A 16,622-nucleotide genomic window follows, 5' to 3' on the forward strand; every position below is an offset into this window, starting at 1 on the left:
CTACCGGATCATGCGGTAGCGCACATGCGTGACCAGGCGCGTTCCCCGCACTTCCGTCGGTTCCAGCTTCAGGTTCCCGACGCCGTCCAGGAGCCGCTCGCCCCCGCCCAGGGTCAGCGGCGCGATGTGCAGCCGCAACTCATCGATCAGCCCGGCCGAAAGGTATTGGCGGGCCGTCTTGGCGCCGCCGGCAACGGCGACGTCCTTGCCGCCCGCAGCCTCGCGCGCCTGTGCCAGCGCCGATTCGATGCCTTCACTGACGAAATTGAAGGTGGTGCCACCCTCCATCTCCAGGGGTGCCCGCGGATGGTGCGTGAGGACAAAGACGGGAGCGTGGTAGGGCGGTTCCTCGCCCCACCAGCCACGCCAGTCCTCATCCCACGGCCCCGCCCCGGGACCGGCGAACATGTTGCGGCCCATGATGTAGGCACCAGCAGAGAGGATGCCCTTGAGCGCGTCGGCGTTGGCCTCTGCTTCTTCGAACTGCCACCGGTGCAGGTCCTCACCACCCTCGCCCAACGGGTTCTCCGGGGTCTGGTTCGGGCCGGCGAGGAATCCGTCGAGGGATACGGTCAGATCGCACGTGACGCTGCTCATGGCTTCCTTAGGGACGGTTGGGGGTGGGTCATCGAAGGACGGCGGCAACTGCACTGATCTCGATCAACGCGCCGGGCACGCCCAGCCCGGCCACACGGGCGCCGGTCACCAGGGCGGGCTCCTCCGACGCGAGTTCCGGCGCGATTGCTCCGTAGGCTGCCGCAAGATCGACGCCGTCCACGAAGAGCACAGTCCACGCCACGACGTCGCCCACCGTTGCGCCGGCTGCGGCCAGGGCAATCTTGGCGTTCTCCAAGGCATGGAAAGCCTGCAGCGCCACGTCCCCCTCGCCAACGAGCGTCCCATCGGCATTGACCGCGTTCTGGCCGCCAACATAAATGGTGGTGGCGCCGGACGGAACAATGGCGACGTGGCTGAAGGCCGGGCTGGAGACGAGCCCTTCGGGGCGGATCCGCTGGATGCGTTCCATCCGCACATGATCTCATGCCAGCCTGCGGAGGGGGAGTACGCCCGGGTGTAGATGCCCGGACGTCCGCCCTGGCCGCACAGGCCGCATCGCCTAGGTTGGCCCGGGGCCTTGAACGCCCGATCGCTGCGGGGATAGCATGGCCGGCACCTGCCATAAAGGAGACGGCCATGGGCGAGGCAACCACGGAGGCGCCATCAGCAGAGCTGCTGGTTGACTTCATCATCTCCCTTGACGGGTATGCCTCCGCGGAAGGCTGGCCCGGCTGGTGGGGCCTGGAGGGGCCGGAATACCTGGCCTGGCTGGACCAGGAGGGAACGAAAGACCGTACGTACCTCCTCGGTGCCAACACCTACCGGCTCATGTCCGGCATGTCCGAGGCCGCAGCCGGCGGCTCGGCGTTTTCCGATGAAGAGGGGGCCAGCCTCACGGGCCTTGCCGCAGTGCCGAAGGTCGTCTTCTCCTCCACGCTCCAAGGGCCGCTGCACTGGCCGAACTCGGAGCTGGTCAACGGCGACGCCGTCGCGGAAGTGGCGGAGATGAAGCGGACCGGCACCCGGTCCCTGAGCACCCTTGGCAGCCTGCGCCTGTGCCGGTCGCTGCTGGCAGCAGGCCTGGTGGACAGGTTCCGGCTGGTGGTTTTCCCTGTGATCACCGGGAGGACCGGACGGGAGCGGATCTATGACGGCTATCCCGACGTCGCCCTGCAGCTGGTGGACAGCCGGACGTTCGACGGAAGGCTGCAGCTGCTCGAATACATTCCCACGGTGCTGAACGGGCCGCCGCAGTAGATGACGACGGCGGCGACGTACGGGCCGGGGACAGGGCACACTTGGTGGCATGACTGATTCGGCCGCTGTGACCACCCAGGGCTCCACCGTCGAGGAATGGACCCGCGCGCTGGCGGAATCAAAGGGCTCGCCCGGGGGAGGGGCCGGGACGGGGGTGATGCTGGCCATGGCGGCGTCACTGGCCTCAATGGTTGCGGGCTATACCGAACCGGAAGAGCACCAGCGGGCGGACCTCGCCGCCCTCCACGCGCGTGCAGGCGCGCTGCGGGAGGCCGCCCTTAAGCTGGCCGACGACGATGCTGCCGCCTCCGAAGCGTTCGGCGCCGCCTTCCGGCTCGAAAGGGGCCCGGAACGGGACCGGGCGATACACCAAGCCTCCGTTGATGCGGCCAAAGCCTCTGCCGTGCTGGGTGAGCGGGCTGTTGCTGCCATTGATGACCTTGGCTGGCTTGCTGCCCATGGGAACCCGGCCCTCATAGCCGATGTCGTCGTCGGATTCGGTGCCCTGAGGGCAGCGGTGGCGGGGGCACGCACGAATGTCAGTTTCGACCTCGCCACCCTCAGGTCTGCCGGTGCCACGCTGGACCAGGTCCGGAAACAGCATCCGGCACTTTGGGCGGCTGTCCAGCAGTTCACGTCGGCGCTTGAACGCATCGACCAGCTGACGGCCGCGGTGGATCACCGTGCCGCACCTACCGACAACGGCTGAACTGCCCTAAGCACCGGCCAGGGAGCCCATTCCGCTTCTGCAGGTTTGATCGGCTGGCCCTACCATTGAGGGATGACCGGATCGGTCCATTCACGGAACGCCTTCGCGCTCGCACAGCGGGCGCGGAAACTACTGCGCCGCGTACCCGTGTGGACCTGGCGGCTTCTGATGATGAGCGTGAGCTCCAGCGAGCGCGCCAGGTTCAACCGGGACCCGCTCACCCACGTCTACTACCACCAAGACATCAGCTACCTGGACGATGATGCCAGCGAGCATCAGCTTGACGTCATCACACCCCGGAACACCGAGGCCGGCCACGGTGAGGTCCTGCCCGTGTACGTCTATTTCCACGGCGGAGGATGGACATCCGGGGACAAGTCGGCCCTCACCAAGTACTGCGCAAACCAGGCGGCCGGCGGAATGGTGGTGGTGAACGTCAACTACCGCAGGTCACCCCGGTTCCATATGGGCCATGTGCTCCATGACGCCAATGCCGCGCTGGGGTGGGTGGACAGCAATATTGGGCACTTCGGGGGTGATCCCGAACGCGTGGTCCTGGGCGGCGACTCCGCCGGCGGGCAGATCGCAGCTTTGCTCACGGCTGCAACGCTGCGGCCCGAGCTCGCCGCCCATTATTCCCTCCACCCCGCGTTGCCGGGACACCGCTTGAAGGGGCTTGTGCAGCACTGCAGCGTGGTTGATTTTTCGGTGTTCTTCAAGAGCGGCTTCGTCATGAGCCTGAACTTCGTCCGGATGCTGCTGCCGCCGGTTGGCCCCGGGCGAAGCAGGATCCGAAGCCCCTTCGCAACGCGCAAAGCTGTTGAACGGCTGAGGGCAGCGGCCGGCTTCATGTCGCCGATTGAGTGGCTGGACGGCCGGTTCCCACCAGTATTTGTCACTACCTCGGAACGTGATTTCTTTTATGAGGCCAACGTCAACTTCATCGCCAGGCTTGAGGAACACGGCGTTCCGGTGGACTCCCTGATCTACCAATGGTCCAACGCCAACACTGAGCACACCTGGCAGCAGGACTACCGTTTCGCGGAATCCCAGGAGGTGTACCGCAGGCTGCATGCCTTCGTCGGGAAAGTCGCCCAGCACCCCCGCATGCACGCCCCTCTCTAAAAGGCAGCCGTCGGCGTTATCTTTGGAGCATGGGAGCCAAGGATCAGGCACCGTTGGGGGTGAGCCCCGAGGATTTCGGCTCCGCCCGCGTTGACGCAGCCGCCTTGCTGGATGCCGGGCTGGGAAACATTGACTGGGCCAGCCCGCCGCCGGGTTCGCGGGCCATGCGGATCCAGGCCCCGAGCGGGCACCTTGCGGCATGGGTCATGGGCAACCCCGCCGACCCCTGGATTATCCTGGTTCCGGGTGCCACCGGCTCCAAAGAGGATTTTTCGCTGATGATGCCGGACCTGGCTGATGCAGGATACTTTGTGCTCAGCTACGACATGGCGGGCCAGTACGAATCGGCGTGGGCAGGGCCGGAAAACCTGGTGCCTCCACGGCGGCACTACGACTATGGACTTTTCGTCGACGACTTCCTTGCGGTCCTGGAATCCGCAGGAAAACCAGCACACGTGGTGGGCTACTCGTTTGCCGCAATCGTCGTGCAAATAGCCTTCTCGGTGCGGCCGGAAGCGTTCCTTTCACTCACCCTCCTGAGTTGCCCGCCGGAGCCCGGGCAGAGTTTCCGCGGCGTGAGCCGGATTGGCCGTTTCAGCAGCTGGGCGAATGGCCGGATCGGGGCAGCAGTGCTCATCTGGGGCATCCGCCGAAGCTTCGTCCGGGTGCCCAGGAGCCGGCAGCGGTTCGTCAACTACCGTTTCCGCTTCACCCGCCGGGCCTCCGTCCGGGACATCTACGTGCTAATGAAGAACGTCCCCGACCTCCGCGGCCTCCTGGCAGACGCGGCGCTCCCGAAGTTCGTTGCCGTGGGCGAGCATGATCTATGGCCGTTGCAGCTTCACCGGCTGTTTGCGCAGGCCATCGGGGCACGGATCGCTGTCTACCGCGGCGGGCACAGTCCATCCGAGACGTCGCCGCATCAATTCGCACGCGACCTTCTTGCCTTGTACGCCAAGGACGACGGCCCGGCCTGATAACTGCCCGCCGTCGTCGGACTATGCCTGCAGGCGCTCCGCCCGCAGGCGGTCCAGCCGGCGCCGGAGCGGCGGTTCCTCCTTGAACTCAACCCGGAAAGTCGTCAGGGACATGTCCATGTGGCGGCGGAAGGACGCCCAGCTGGTAAGCGGGCGCGACGAGACGCCGACCGTGAGGGTGCGGTCATAGATGACAGTCATGGCGGGGCGAAGATGGTAGGAGATATCAAGGTCGTCGTGAACATCGGCGTTGGTCCGGACCACGTGGCCGCCGATTTCCTGCCAGACGTCCCGGCGCAGCGCGAAGTTCGAGCCGTACACGGGCGGATGGCCCAGGAGGAATCCGACGGCCCTGAAGTAGCCGGCCAGGAACACATGCTTCCCGGCCCACCGGACCCAGCGGCCCGCGCCATAGAATTCCCCGGGACCGGTGACAAGGGACAGATGGTCTGCCGCGGCCAGTTCGGCCTCAATGCGTTCAAGCCAGTCGGCCGGCGGCCTGGAGTCCGTATCCAGCCGGGCAATGATGTCTCCGGTGGCAGCGTCGAAACCGGCAGCGGCCGTGGCCGGAATGCCCGGCACATCCACGGGGATGCGCCGGACGCCGGCAGCGCTGCAGATGCCGGCGGTGTTGTCAGTACTGGCATTGTCCACCACGATGATTTCGTCCGCGGGCCTGGTTTGCCTGGACAGCAGTTCCAGGCACGCCTCCAGCATCCTTGCATCGTTGCGGGTCGGGATCACCACCGAGACAGCCACACCACCACCTGAACGTCCTGCGCCCACTGCTGACTCCTCCACACCCTTTGGCCCTATTCTGGTGGCAGTAATCCCGGAGAGGAAGAGCCTGCTGTGGGTACCCGGAAAGGCAGCCTGCCACCAGCCGGCAGCAAGACGCGCCCTGGACTGATCCCATGGCTGCTCGAGGGCGACCCGGCTGTCCGGTGGCAGGTGCTGCAGGACCTGGCGGGCGCCCCCGCAGCGGACGTTTCCGCTGAACGCCGGCGCATCGCGAACGAGGGCTGGGGCGCCAGGCTGCTGGGCGAACAGGACGACGGCGGCACCTGGGCCCAGGGACTTTACTTGCCCAAGTGGACTTCCACCACGTACACGCTCCTCCTTCTTCACCGGTTGGGCCTTCCCGGGGACAACCCCCAGGCGGTCCGCGGCTGCCAGTGCCTGTGGGACGGCGCAACCTACTTCGGCGGCGGACCAAGCCTGTGGCACGGACCGCCGGACACGTGCGTGGCAGGCATGCTCGTCCTCCTGGGCTCCTGCTTCCGTTACGGGGAGCCCCGGCTGGATGCGGCCGTGTCCTGGCTGCTCGCAGAACAGCTGCCCGACGGCGGGTGGAACTGCCAGTCCAGGCGGACAGGGTCGCTCCATGGGTCTTTCCATACCACCATCAGCGTGCTCGAGGCGCTGCTGGCCTACCGGAGCTCCGGCGGTGCAGTTGACGTGCAGGACGCTTCCAGTGGGGGAGAGGAGTTCTTCCTTGCCCATAACCTCTACCGTTCCCACAGGACCGGCGTGATCGCCAACGAAAGCTTCACCCGCTTCCCGTTTCCGCCGCAGTGGCATTTCGATATCCTCCGGGGGCTGGAGTACTTCCGGGCGGCCGGAGCAGCACCTGATCCCCGGCTCGCCGACGCCGTGGAAAGGGTCCGCGGAGCAAGAAACGCGGACGGCCGGTGGAAGCGCCCACCGCCGTACCCCGGCAGGCAGTGGTTCACGCTGGAGCCTCCCGGCGCCAGCCGTATCACCACCTTTCGCTGCCTCCGCGTGCTCCGCTGGTGGGAGGGCAGTGGGGTGCCGGGGGCAACGGCGCCTCAATCCAGCGGCCACGGGTAGCGCATCCCCGTCCGGTCCACCGGCAGGACGCCTTCCCGGCGCAGGCGCAGCCCGCCGCCCGGGCCCGCCGGGGATGGAGTGCAGCCCCGGCGGAAATGCAAGGAATCACTCGATTCACGGCATGGGAGGGGGCTACCGTGGAGGGGTGACTGATCGTCCCGATATTTTCACTGTTGGTGAGCTGCGCGCCGCCGGCCACGCCCACAAGGACCTCCGCCAGGAAATCCGAGGCAACCTCCTCGCCGCGCTCGCGGCCGGCAGGGATCCGTGGCCGGGGTTGTACGGCTTCAGCCGCACCGTCATTCCCCAGCTTGAGCGGGCCCTGATCGCCGGCCACGACGTTGTCCTGCTCGGCGAGCGCGGACAGGGCAAGACGCGCCTCCTCCGCACCCTGGCGGGGCTGCTGGATGAATGGTCGCCTGTCATCGAGGGCTCGGAACTGAACGAACACCCGTTCGAGCCCATCACCGAGCACTACCGCGCCCTCGCCCTCACCGAGGGTGACCGGCTGCGGGTGGCATGGCGCCACCGGTCTGAGCGGTACGTGGAGAAGCTGGCCACGCCGGACACTTCCGTCGCTGACCTGATTGGCGACGTGGACCCGATGCGCGTGGCCGAGGGCCGCCGCCTCGGGGATCCGGAAACCATCCACTACGGCCTGGTTCCGCGGTCCAACCGCGGCATCATCGCCATCAATGAGCTGCCGGACCTTGCCGAACGGATCCAGGTGTCCATGCTCAACGTTATGGAGGAGCGCGACATCCAGATCCGGGGCTACGTGCTCCGCCTGCCGCTGGACGTGCTGGTGGTGGCGTCCGCCAACCCGGAGGACTACACCAACCGGGGCAGGATCATCACGCCGTTGAAGGACCGCTTCGGTGCCGAGATCCGGACGCACTACCCCATAGAGCTCGACGATGAAGTGGCCGTGATCCGGCAGGAGGGCCAGCTGGTGGCCAACGTTCCGCCGGTCATCCTTGAGATCCTGGCCCGCTACACCCGTGCGCTGCGGCAGTCCCCGGCCATCAACCAGACCTCCGGGGTGTCAGCCCGGTTCGCCATCGCAGGTGCCGAGACAGTGGCCGCCGCAGCGCTCCGCCGGGCCAGTGTCCGTGGCGAGGCCGAGGCCGTGGCACGGATAGTGGACCTGGGGACAGCGGTGGAAGTCCTGACCGGCAAGATCGAGTTCGAATCGGGTGAGGAAGGCCGCGAACAAGCCGTCCTCGACCACCTCTTGCGCACAGCCACAGCCGAGGCCGTGCGCGCCCACTACCAGGGCCTTGATCTTGGCCCGCTCGTGGCTGCACTTGACGGGCACACCACAGTCACCACAGGAGAGCACGTCACCGCGCAGGAATTCCTCGAGAACCTTCCGGCCCTGAACGGGTCGGGCCTATACGACGAAATCGGCACCCGCCTCGGCGCAACGAACGAGGGCCAGCGCGCCGCCGCGATCGAACTCGCCCTGGAAGGCCTCTACCTCGCCCGCCGGATCTCCAAGGAGTCCGACGACGAAGAAACGGTCTACGGCTAGAAGAGCTATGGGCATCCACAACCACTCCGCCAGGTACGGCCGGTACACCGGCGGACCCGACCCCCTCGCCCCGCCCGTTGACCTGGCGGAGGCGCTGGACGCCGTCGCCGAGGACGTGATGGCAGGCTACTCGCCCCGCCACGCCCTGCAGGAGTTCCTCCGGCGCGGCGGCCGGAGCAGGGAAGGCCTGGATGACCTCGCACGGCGCGTCCAGCAACGCCGCAGCGAACTGCTCGGCCGCCACCGGCTGGACGGCACCCTCAGCGAGGTCAGGAAGCTCCTGGATACGGCCGTGCTGGAGGAACGCAAGCAGCTCGCCCGGGACGCGATGATGGACAACGCGGACCGTGCGTTCCGGGAGATGCAGCTGCAGAACCTGCCCGCTTCCACCGCGGCCGCGGTCAACGAACTCGCTTCCTATGACTGGCAGTCAGGCGCCGCAAGGGAAGCGTACGGGCGGATCAAGGACCTGTTGGGCCGGGAGGCCCTGGACCAGCGGTTCGCGGGCATGAAGCAGGCGCTTGAAAACGCCACGGAGGAGGACCGGGCAGCCGTCAGCGGCATGCTCCGGGACCTGAACGGGCTGCTGGACAAACACCGGCGCGGACAGGACACGGAGGCTGACTTCCAGGAGTTCATGGCGCGGCACGGCCACCACTTCCCGGAAAACCCGCAGTCCGTTGAGGAGCTGGTTGACGCGCTGGCCAAACGTGCGGCTGCGGCCCAGCGGCTCCTGCAGTCCATGTCGCCCGAGCAGCGGGACGAGCTGATGCGGCTTTCAGCGCAAGCCTTCGGATCGCCGGAACTGATGGCCCAGCTCAGCCAGCTCGACGACAGCCTGCGGGCCCTGCGTCCCGGAGAGGACTGGAGCGGCTCGGAGCGGTTTGAGGGGCAGGAAGGCCTGGGCCTTGGCGACGGCACCGGCGTCCTGCAGGACATCGCGGAACTCGATGAACTGGCCGAGCAGCTTTCCCAGTCCTACAACGGGTCAACCCTCGGCGACCTGGACCTGGATGCCCTGGCCCGCCAGCTTGGGCAGACCGCAGCGGTTACCGCCCGCACCCTGGCCGAGATCGAGCGGGCCATGCAGGACGGCGGATACCTGCGGCGGGGCGCGGACGGGGACCTCCGGCTCTCGCCGCAGGCCATGCGGCGGCTCGGCAAGTCCCTGCTGCGGGACACGGCCCGGCAGCTGTCCGGCCGGCAGGGACGCCGGGACACCCGCGTGGCGGGAGCCGCCGGCGAGCAGACCGGATCCAGCCGCCAATGGGAGTTTGGGGACGCCGAGCCATGGGACGTCACCCGCACGCTGACCAACGCGATCAGCCGTACCGCGGCCGACGGCGGGACGCCGGGTACCGGACTCCGCCTCACCCCAGCGGACATCGAAGTGAGCGAGACCGAGGCCCGCACCCAAGCCGCCGTCGTCCTTCTGGTGGACGTTTCATTCTCGATGGCCGCCGAAGGGCGGTGGGTGCCGATGAAGCGCACGGCCCTGGCGCTGCACCACCTTGTCTCCACACGCTTCCGCGGTGACCGGCTGGAGCTGATCACGTTCGGCCGCTATGCCCAGGCCACGGACATCGGCGAGCTCACGGCAATGCCGCCCCGCCGCGAGCAGGGAACAAACCTGCATCACGGATTGCTGCTGGCTGGACGTTTCTTCCGCAAGCACCCGTCCATGCAGCCCGTCCTCCTGGTGGTGACCGACGGCGAGCCCACCGCCCATCTGCTCGCGGAAGGCGAACCCTGGTTCTGCTGGCCCACGGACCCCGAAACCATCCGGGTGACGGTGGCGGAACTGGAGCGGCTGGGCCGGGCAGGCACCCAGGCCACGTTCTTCCGGCTGGGCAACGACCCCAGCCTGGAACGCTTCGTCCAGCGCATGGTGCGCCGGGTGGGCGGGCGGGTTGTGGCACCCGAGGCCGGGGACCTCGGAGCCGCGGTAGTGGGGGAGTACCTGCGCGCACACTTCCGCGGGCGCGCGTTCGGCGACTTCGACTGGGCCTCATAGCCGGAGGTTGCGCCGGGGAGGGGCGATCCATGTGAGGATCGGAGTATGCCTGACCGTTTGATGCTGCTGGACACTGCCTCGCTGTATTTCCGCGCCTTTTACGGACTGCCGGACACGATCCGCCGCGCGGACGGCACACCGGTCAACGCCGTTCGTGGCTTGCTGGACATGATTGCGCGGCTCACCACCGACTACCAGGCAACGCACCTTATCGCCTGCTGGGACGATGACTGGCGTCCGCAGTGGCGGGTTGACCTTCTCCCCAGCTATAAGGCCCACCGGGTGGCGGAGGCAGTCGCCGGTGCACCGGACGTCGAAGTGGTTCCGGATGCGCTGGAGGCACAGCTTCCGATGATCCGCCGGGCGCTTGAGCTCGCCGGCATCGCCATCGTAGGTGCGGCCGAGCATGAGGCCGACGACGTTGTGGGAACCTACGCGAGCCACACGGACCTTCCCGTTGATGTAGTGACCGGCGACCGCGACCTTTTCCAGGTGTGCGACAACGAACGGCAGGTCCGCGTGATCTACACCGCACGCGGCATGAAGAACCTCGAAGTCATCACCGAAGAAGTGGTGGTGGCCAAGTACCGGGTGCTGCCCCAGCAGTACGCCGACTACGCCACACTGCGCGGCGACGCCTCGGACGGGCTGCCCGGCGTCGCGGGAATCGGTGAGAAGACCGCGGCGTCGCTGCTGCTCAAGCACGGCACCCTGGAACGGCTGCTTGAGGCGGCCGGGGACTCCGGCAGCGGCGTGTCTGCACCGGTGCGGGCCAAGTTGGCCGCCGCTGCCGGCTACCTCTCGGTGGCCCCCGCCGTCGTCAGGCTTGTGCGCGACCTGGACCTGCCCAGCCCCGAGGAGGCGGGTGCCAAGCTAAGTCCCGTTGCGGGGGAACCGCGCGCCGAGCTTGAGCGGCTCGCCACCGAGTGGAACCTGGGCGGCTCGGTACGGCGGCTTTTCGCGGCGCTCGACCGGCGGCAGTAGGGGAGCTCCGCTACGTCCATGTTGGCTGCGACCGGCTGACTCCATGGCACAAGGAAAGGCTGCCGCAACGCCCTACGGCGAAGCGGCAGCCTTCCGCGTGGTTTCCCTGGTGGCGGATCAGTACGAAATGAATGCAACGAGTTCGCCCACCCGGTCCTCCGGATAATTCCGGGCAATGTCCGCCTGGCTGAGGACGCCCACCAGGTTATGCCCGTCAATGACCGGAAGCCGACGGACCTGGTGGTCCTGCATTGTCCGGATCGCTTCCTCAATGGAATCGTCCGCACCGATCGTCACGGGTTTGCCTTCGCCGAATTCTCCGGCCGTGGCAGTGCGGGGATCCCCACCTTCGGCCAGGCACTTAACCACGATGTCACGGTCAGTCAGCATGCCCTTCAGGCGGTTGTCCTCTCCGCAGATCGGAAGGGATCCGACGTCGAGTTCCTTCATCTTGCGCGCAGCTGCTTCCAGGGTCTCCTTCTCCCCGATGCATTCAGCGCCCCCGGTCATGATTTCCCGTGCCGTTGCCATGATCGTCTCCTTCGTCTGTGCTGTGCTGTGCTGTGCTGTGCTGTGCTGAGTTGAGCTTGTGCTCTGTCGTGTTGTGCTCTGTTTCGCTGTGCCGTGGCAAGCCCGCTGCCGGATCTGGGGAGGCCGCCGGGCGGCCCCTCCGAAGGGTGATCTGATAGAAAAATGCTAAGCCTACTGATTATTCGTGTCCAGAGCGGCGAACTCCCGATTGCCCCCACGGCACCCCCTAAAGCCACCCCCTTTCCGGCGCCTCCCGCTTGCGCCGCCCCAGTGGGGTAGTAAGCTTGCTGACCATTACTAGTAAGCTTGCTGATTAATCAGATAAGTGGGAGCAGGTCGAACACATGAGTGCAGTTATTGGTGCCATCTGGTCCCTGGTGGCCGCTGCTGGAGCCGCGCTGGCGGTCATTGCGCCTTTCGGAGCTGCAGGCCATGGTGGCCAGTACCTCGCCGGTCACGTGCTCCTGGGCGTCGGACTTGGCCAGCTGCTCGCCGCAGTACTTCGCGTGGCCGCGCGCCGGGTCCTCAGGAAAGCCCCCCAGGCAACCCAAGTATCCCTTGCAGCCCTTCCGGAACCGGCAGTCGCGGCGGCACGGCCAGTACCAGAGGCGATACCTGCAACAGCCATCGAATCCACTGCCGTGACGGTCCTGCGTCCCCGGCCGGCCGCCGTCATGCCTCTGCGGGGCAGGCATGCCGCCTGAGGTTACAGAGCCGCAGCCTGCGGAGGGGGGACTCCCGGGACTCCGGCGGCGGAGCGTTTGGGCCGGATTGGCCACAGTTCTCGCAGCCGCCGCCGTGGCAGCGGGAGCCTTCCTCGGTTCCCCGGCTTTCCGCGGTCCTGACTCGGACCCGGCCACCCTCCAAGGCTTCCAGATCCGCGTGCTCAACGTGACCCAGGCCGCCGCAGAGAACCGGCTGGACGGCGCCCTCGCCGCCTTGGATGCGCTCGAACAGGACCTGGACGCTGCCGCCGGCGGGGGCATGGTTTCAGTGTCCCGGTATCGCGGCATCGAAGCTGCATTGTCAGCGGTCCGGGCGGACATCACCCGCACCATCGAAGCCCAGGCCGCTGCCGCAGCCAGGGCAGCGGCTGCCGCAGCAGAACCCCCCACCACGGAGGCCGCAGCCACCCAGCCGCAGCCCGTACAGCCCCAACCGGAAACGACCGCCGTCATCCCGGCTCCGGAACCTGCATCCCAGGGGCCTGAACTTCCGGACGCTGCCAAGGAAGCCAAAGGCAAGGGCAAGGGTGCTGGCAAGCCCTGATTCCAGTGTCCTGCAGCATTGTCCCGGCCACGTCGGACTTCAGCATTGTCCCGGCCACTTCGGACTTCCGGGCAAAATGGAGGGATGACTTCTCCGAGCGGCCGGAAGGCGCCGCCAGCCGGCATCGCCTTCAACCTCGCGGCCATCGGTGCCGGACTTCCCTTCGCTGACTCACTCGCGGCCTTGGCTGACGCCCTGGACTGCACGGGAGGGACTGCAGTAGTGCAGGCACCGCCCGGAACAGGCAAGACCACCCTGGTTCCGCCACTCCTCGCAAACCACCTGTCGGCCGGCACCACCGGGCCGGGCCGGGTGGTGGTCACGCAGCCGCGCCGCGTCGCGGCCCGGGCCGCAGCCCGCCGGCTTGCCGCCCTGGACGGCAGCCGGTTGGGCAGCCGGGTAGGCTACACCGTCCGCGGGGAACGCCAGGCAGGACCTGAAACCCTGATCGAGTTCGTCACCCCCGGCATCCTGCTGCGCCGCCTGCTGGCCGCTCCGGACCTTCCCAGGGCACGCGCGGTGGTCCTGGACGAGGTCCACGAACGGGGGCTGGAAACCGATCTGCTCTTCGGCATGCTCGCTGAAGTCCGCCAGCTGCGCGGGGACCTGGCCGTCGTCGCAATGTCCGCAACCCTCGACGCTCCCAGGTTTGCTGCCCTCCTGGGAGACCACGACGGCGGCGGGCCGGCCCCGGTCATCGACTGCCCCTCCGTGCTCCATTCCCTGGACATCAAGTGGCGGCCGGCACCCGTGTCGCGGCTGGACGGCAGGGGAGTGACCCCCGCGTTCCTTGAATTCATGGCAGGGACGGCCGCCGAAGCACACCGGGGTGCGCTGGCAGCAAACGCCGCCACCGATGCCCTCGTCTTCCTCCCCGGAGCCAGGGAAGTTTCCCAGGCGGCGGCACGCCTCCGCAGCCTGCTGGGCCACGGGATTGACGTGCTGGAACTCCACGGCCAGGCAGGGGCAGCCGAACAGGACCGCGCGGTGTCCGGCCGCCAGCCCGGCGACAATCCCAGGATCATTGTCTCCACAGACCTTGCCGAGTCCTCGCTGACCGTCCCCGGCGTCCGGCTGGTGGTTGATTCGGGGCTTGCCCGTGAGCCGCGGCGTGACGCCGGCCGGGGGATGAACGGGCTGGTCACGGTCTCGTGTTCCCGCGCCTCGGCGGACCAGCGTGCCGGGCGGGCCGCCCGCCAGGGGCCCGGCACCGTTGTGCGCTGCTACAGCCAGCAGGCCTTTGGCGCAGCCCCGGCGCACGTGACCCCGGAAATCAATGTGGCGGACCTGACGGGTCCGGCCCTGTTGATGGCGTGCTGGGGCTCCCCGTGGGGGAAGGGCCTCCCGTTGCCTGATGCGCCGCCGGAGCAGGCCATGGATGATGCGATGGAAGTCCTGCAGGAACTCGGGGCCGTGTCCGGCAATGGCCAGGCCACCGCCGCGGGCAGGACGCTTTCCGGCATTCCCGCAGATCCGCGGCTGGGCCGTGCCCTGCTCGACGGCGCGGCGGCCGCCGGTTACAGGGCGGCGGCCGAGGTGGTGGCCGCGGTGGCAGGTGACGCCCGTGCGCCGGGCGCAGACCTGGTGCGGCTCATGTCCCAACTGCGCGCTGACAGCGGACCGGCCGGGCGGCGCTGGGCAGAGGAAAGCCGTCGCCTCCAGGCTCTGGCTGAGCACGCAGGCCCGCTGTCCGAGGCTCCCGCCCTTCCTGCCCTCACTGGCGGCACTGAAGTGGTGGGCGCCGTCGTCGCCCTCGCTTTTCCCGACAGGGTGGCACGGAGGGTTCCCGGCGACGGGCCGGAGCGCTACCTGCTGTCATCCGGGACCCGGGCAGGGCTGCCGGCCGGCAGCAGCCTGGCCGGGCACGAATGGCTGGCCGTTGCGGAGGTGTTCCGGGCCGAAGGCAGGGACTCAGCCGGCACCGGGGCCGTCATCCGCGCCGCGGCTCCGCTCTCCGCGGGCCTTGCCGAGGCCGCCGCGTTCCACCTTCTGGCCGAAGCCGTCGAGGCGACGTTCACGCAGGGCCGCGTCACCGCCCGCAAGGTGCGGCGATTGGGCGCCATCAGTCTCGCGTCCACCCCCGTCCGTCCCTCGCCCGCGGAGGGCAGGGCGGCGGTGGCAGCAGTGCTTCAAAAGGAAGGCCTTGCGGTCCTCAAATGGTCGACGCCGGCAGCCGCCTTGCGCTGCCGGCTCGCCTTCCTGCACCGCGAGCTGGGCAGGCCCTGGTCGGACGTCTCCGAGGCAGGGCTCCTTGCCCGGCTGCAGGACTGGCTCGGACCAGAGCTTGAGGCGCTGGCAGGGGGTGCGGACGCCGACAGCGTGGACCTCACCGAGCCTCTCCGGCGGCTGCTTCCCTGGCCAGAGGCGGCCCGGATGGACGAGCTCGCACCGGAATGGCTGGCCGTACCCAGCGGCTCCAGGGTGCCGATCGGGTATCCGGAACCCTCATCGGGGACGGAGCGTCCGGTGGTTGCCGTCAAACTCCAGGAATGCTTTGGGCTGGCAGAGACTCCCCGCCTGGTCCATGGCCGGGTGCCGGTCCTGTTCCACCTGTTGTCCCCGGCCCGGCGGCCCCTTGCCGTCACCGACGACCTGACATCCTTCTGGTCCGGACCATACGCCCAGGTGCGCGCCGAGATGAGGGGCCGCTATCCCAAGCATCCCTGGCCGGAAGATCCTTGGACCGCGCCGGCCACCGCACGGACCAAGCCGCGGAAGTAGCTGCCCACCGCGTTCGCCTCCCATGGCTTTGGGAGCCGCGTGAGATCTCCGATACACACCCGTTACTTACCGTCGACGCGCTGAAACATGCACCGCATAGGCTCGTTTCCACTTGGACAGCGGTGTCCTCATAGGACACGGAAGGACGTAAAGATGTTTCTCTTCAACAGCCTTAACCTCTTGCTCGACGGCCGGCGCAGTGATGACAGCCGTTCACACGGCGGCGGCAGCGGACACACCGAATTCCCCGAAGGCCAGCTCAGTTCTGCAGCCTGGGAGGGCTGGTGGCACGAGGAAGCCGCCTGAGAGCAGGGCATCGCCCAGGGCCAGCCTTTGGGAGGGCCAGGATGAGTTGCCGCTCCGGATCAGCTGGAGGTGCGGATGAAGCCAGCCACGGGCTCCGCCAGGGATGCGCCCACTTCCGCGGCCGAACGCTTGGCGCCGGCTACCGCAAACGAATGGTCGCCGCCCTCCACCCACTGCAGGACTGCTGACGGTCCGATCCGCCGCACCACGTCCTCAAGGATTCCGGGGGTGGCGAAGGTATCCCGGCTGCCCTGCAGGAAGAGCATGGGTGACGTGATGCCATACAGGTGTTCGTCCCGCACTTTGTCCGGCTTTCCCGGCGGATGGAGGGGGTACCCCAGGTAGACCAGTCCTGCGGCTTCCATCCCCTCCGCCACGGCCATCGAGGCCATCCGACCGCCGAAGGACTTGCCCGCCGCCCACGGGGTGCCGGTGTCGCCGTGTTCCGCCGCCTGGCCCGCCGCCGCCCCCATGGCTGCCCGCCAGGTTGCGATGGCCACCGGTGGGCGGTCCGGGAACTTCCTGCCGGCTTCCCGGTAGGGGAAGTTGAAGCGGAGGGTTGCCAGGCCCAGGGAGTTCAGTGCGTCCGTGAATCCGCGCAGGAAGGGATGCTCCATGCCTGCGCCGGCACCGTGGGCCACCACCACCGTGGCGGACGGGCTTTCGGGGCGGGCGTAGGCACCGGAGACCATAACTTCACCCACCGGGATGCGGAGGTCGGTTTCAGAAGCTGACATGCGTCCATCATGCCGGACGGGCCGCCCAAATCTGCCGGCCTCCTGTGGC

17 protein-coding genes are annotated in these 16,622 nt (G+C 67.9%); 12 read left to right on the forward strand and 5 right to left on the reverse strand.

Annotated features, from left to right (window positions below; genetic code table 11):
• Positions 1 to 597 (reverse strand): dihydrofolate reductase family protein, encoded by a 597-nt coding sequence (locus tag FHJ30_RS09540; protein WP_139029064.1) that lies wholly within the window; start codon positions 595 to 597, stop codon positions 1 to 3.
• Positions 598 to 625: 28 nt separating this feature from the next.
• Positions 626 to 1,027, reverse strand: coding sequence for a RidA family protein (locus FHJ30_RS09545; protein WP_139029065.1), 402 nt, complete (start codon positions 1,025 to 1,027; stop codon positions 626 to 628).
• A gap of 167 nt (positions 1,028 to 1,194) precedes the next feature.
• On the opposite strand from FHJ30_RS09545, the gene FHJ30_RS09550 reads away from it, so the two are divergent.
• The 4 genes from FHJ30_RS09550 (at position 1,195) to FHJ30_RS09565 (ending at position 4,626) form a co-directional block, all read left to right on the forward strand.
• Positions 1,195 to 1,815 (forward strand): dihydrofolate reductase family protein, encoded by a 621-nt coding sequence (locus FHJ30_RS09550; protein ID WP_139029066.1) that lies wholly within the window; start codon positions 1,195 to 1,197, stop codon positions 1,813 to 1,815.
• Positions 1,816 to 1,864: 49 nt separating this feature from the next.
• Positions 1,865 to 2,524 carry a cyclodeaminase/cyclohydrolase family protein gene (locus FHJ30_RS09555; protein ID WP_139029067.1) on the forward strand — a complete coding sequence of 220 codons (660 nt, stop codon included), beginning with the start codon at positions 1,865 to 1,867 and terminating at the stop codon, positions 2,522 to 2,524.
• 72 nt (positions 2,525 to 2,596) lie between these two features.
• Entirely contained in the window at positions 2,597 to 3,649 is a 1,053-nt protein-coding gene (locus FHJ30_RS09560; RefSeq protein WP_306669378.1) for an alpha/beta hydrolase, read from the forward strand.
• Between the two features lie 29 nt (positions 3,650 to 3,678).
• Positions 3,679 to 4,626: an alpha/beta fold hydrolase gene (locus FHJ30_RS09565; RefSeq protein WP_139029068.1), complete on the forward strand. Its 948-nt coding sequence runs from the start codon at positions 3,679 to 3,681 to the stop codon at positions 4,624 to 4,626.
• A 21-nt stretch (positions 4,627 to 4,647) separates the two neighbouring features.
• Here FHJ30_RS09565 and FHJ30_RS09570 read toward each other — a convergent pair whose 3' ends face one another.
• Positions 4,648 to 5,412, reverse strand: a complete 765-nt coding sequence (locus FHJ30_RS09570) for a glycosyltransferase family A protein (protein ID WP_240793657.1) — start codon at positions 5,410 to 5,412, stop codon at positions 4,648 to 4,650.
• A gap of 66 nt (positions 5,413 to 5,478) precedes the next feature.
• Between FHJ30_RS09570 and FHJ30_RS09575 the strand changes: the two genes are divergently transcribed.
• From FHJ30_RS09575 to FHJ30_RS09590, 4 genes are all read left to right on the forward strand, one after another.
• Positions 5,479 to 6,477 carry a hypothetical protein gene (locus FHJ30_RS09575; protein WP_240793658.1) on the forward strand — a complete coding sequence of 333 codons (999 nt, stop codon included), beginning with the start codon at positions 5,479 to 5,481 and terminating at the stop codon, positions 6,475 to 6,477.
• Positions 6,478 to 6,622: 145 nt separating this feature from the next.
• Positions 6,623 to 8,011, forward strand: a complete 1,389-nt coding sequence (locus FHJ30_RS09580; protein WP_139029069.1) for a sigma 54-interacting transcriptional regulator — start codon at positions 6,623 to 6,625, stop codon at positions 8,009 to 8,011.
• 7 nt (positions 8,012 to 8,018) lie between these two features.
• Positions 8,019 to 10,025: a VWA domain-containing protein gene (locus FHJ30_RS09585; RefSeq protein ID WP_139029070.1), complete on the forward strand. Its 2,007-nt coding sequence runs from the start codon at positions 8,019 to 8,021 to the stop codon at positions 10,023 to 10,025.
• A gap of 45 nt (positions 10,026 to 10,070) precedes the next feature.
• Positions 10,071 to 11,009 (forward strand): 5'-3' exonuclease, encoded by a 939-nt coding sequence (locus FHJ30_RS09590; protein WP_139029071.1) that lies wholly within the window; start codon positions 10,071 to 10,073, stop codon positions 11,007 to 11,009.
• A gap of 117 nt (positions 11,010 to 11,126) precedes the next feature.
• Here the strand turns inward: FHJ30_RS09590 and FHJ30_RS09595 are convergent, their stop codons facing one another.
• Positions 11,127 to 11,540: a CBS domain-containing protein gene (locus tag FHJ30_RS09595; protein ID WP_139029072.1), complete on the reverse strand. Its 414-nt coding sequence runs from the start codon at positions 11,538 to 11,540 to the stop codon at positions 11,127 to 11,129.
• A gap of 344 nt (positions 11,541 to 11,884) precedes the next feature.
• Here FHJ30_RS09595 and FHJ30_RS09605 point away from each other — a divergent pair, with 344 nt between their 5' ends.
• From FHJ30_RS09605 to FHJ30_RS21345, 4 genes are all read left to right on the forward strand, one after another.
• Complete coding sequence (locus FHJ30_RS09605; protein ID WP_139029074.1) at positions 11,885 to 12,244, forward strand: hypothetical protein; 360 nt, start codon at positions 11,885 to 11,887, stop codon at positions 12,242 to 12,244.
• 67 nt (positions 12,245 to 12,311) lie between these two features.
• A complete protein-coding gene (locus FHJ30_RS09610) occupies positions 12,312 to 12,809 on the forward strand; it encodes a hypothetical protein (RefSeq protein WP_139029075.1) in 498 nt (165 codons plus the stop codon).
• 84 nt (positions 12,810 to 12,893) lie between these two features.
• Positions 12,894 to 15,530: an ATP-dependent helicase HrpB gene (gene hrpB, locus FHJ30_RS09615; RefSeq protein WP_139029076.1), complete on the forward strand. Its 2,637-nt coding sequence runs from the start codon at positions 12,894 to 12,896 to the stop codon at positions 15,528 to 15,530.
• 153 nt (positions 15,531 to 15,683) lie between these two features.
• Positions 15,684 to 15,836 carry a hypothetical protein gene (locus FHJ30_RS21345; RefSeq protein ID WP_171058978.1) on the forward strand — a complete coding sequence of 51 codons (153 nt, stop codon included), beginning with the start codon at positions 15,684 to 15,686 and terminating at the stop codon, positions 15,834 to 15,836.
• Positions 15,837 to 15,895: 59 nt separating this feature from the next.
• Here FHJ30_RS21345 and FHJ30_RS09620 read toward each other — a convergent pair whose 3' ends face one another.
• Positions 15,896 to 16,573 (reverse strand): alpha/beta family hydrolase, encoded by a 678-nt coding sequence (locus FHJ30_RS09620; RefSeq protein WP_139029077.1) that lies wholly within the window; start codon positions 16,571 to 16,573, stop codon positions 15,896 to 15,898.
• Positions 16,574 to 16,622 lie beyond the last annotated feature (49 nt).

Origin of the sequence: Arthrobacter sp. BB-1 (genome assembly GCF_006151685.1) — a bacterium.
Taxonomy (GTDB): Bacteria; Actinomycetota; Actinomycetes; order Actinomycetales; family Micrococcaceae; genus Arthrobacter.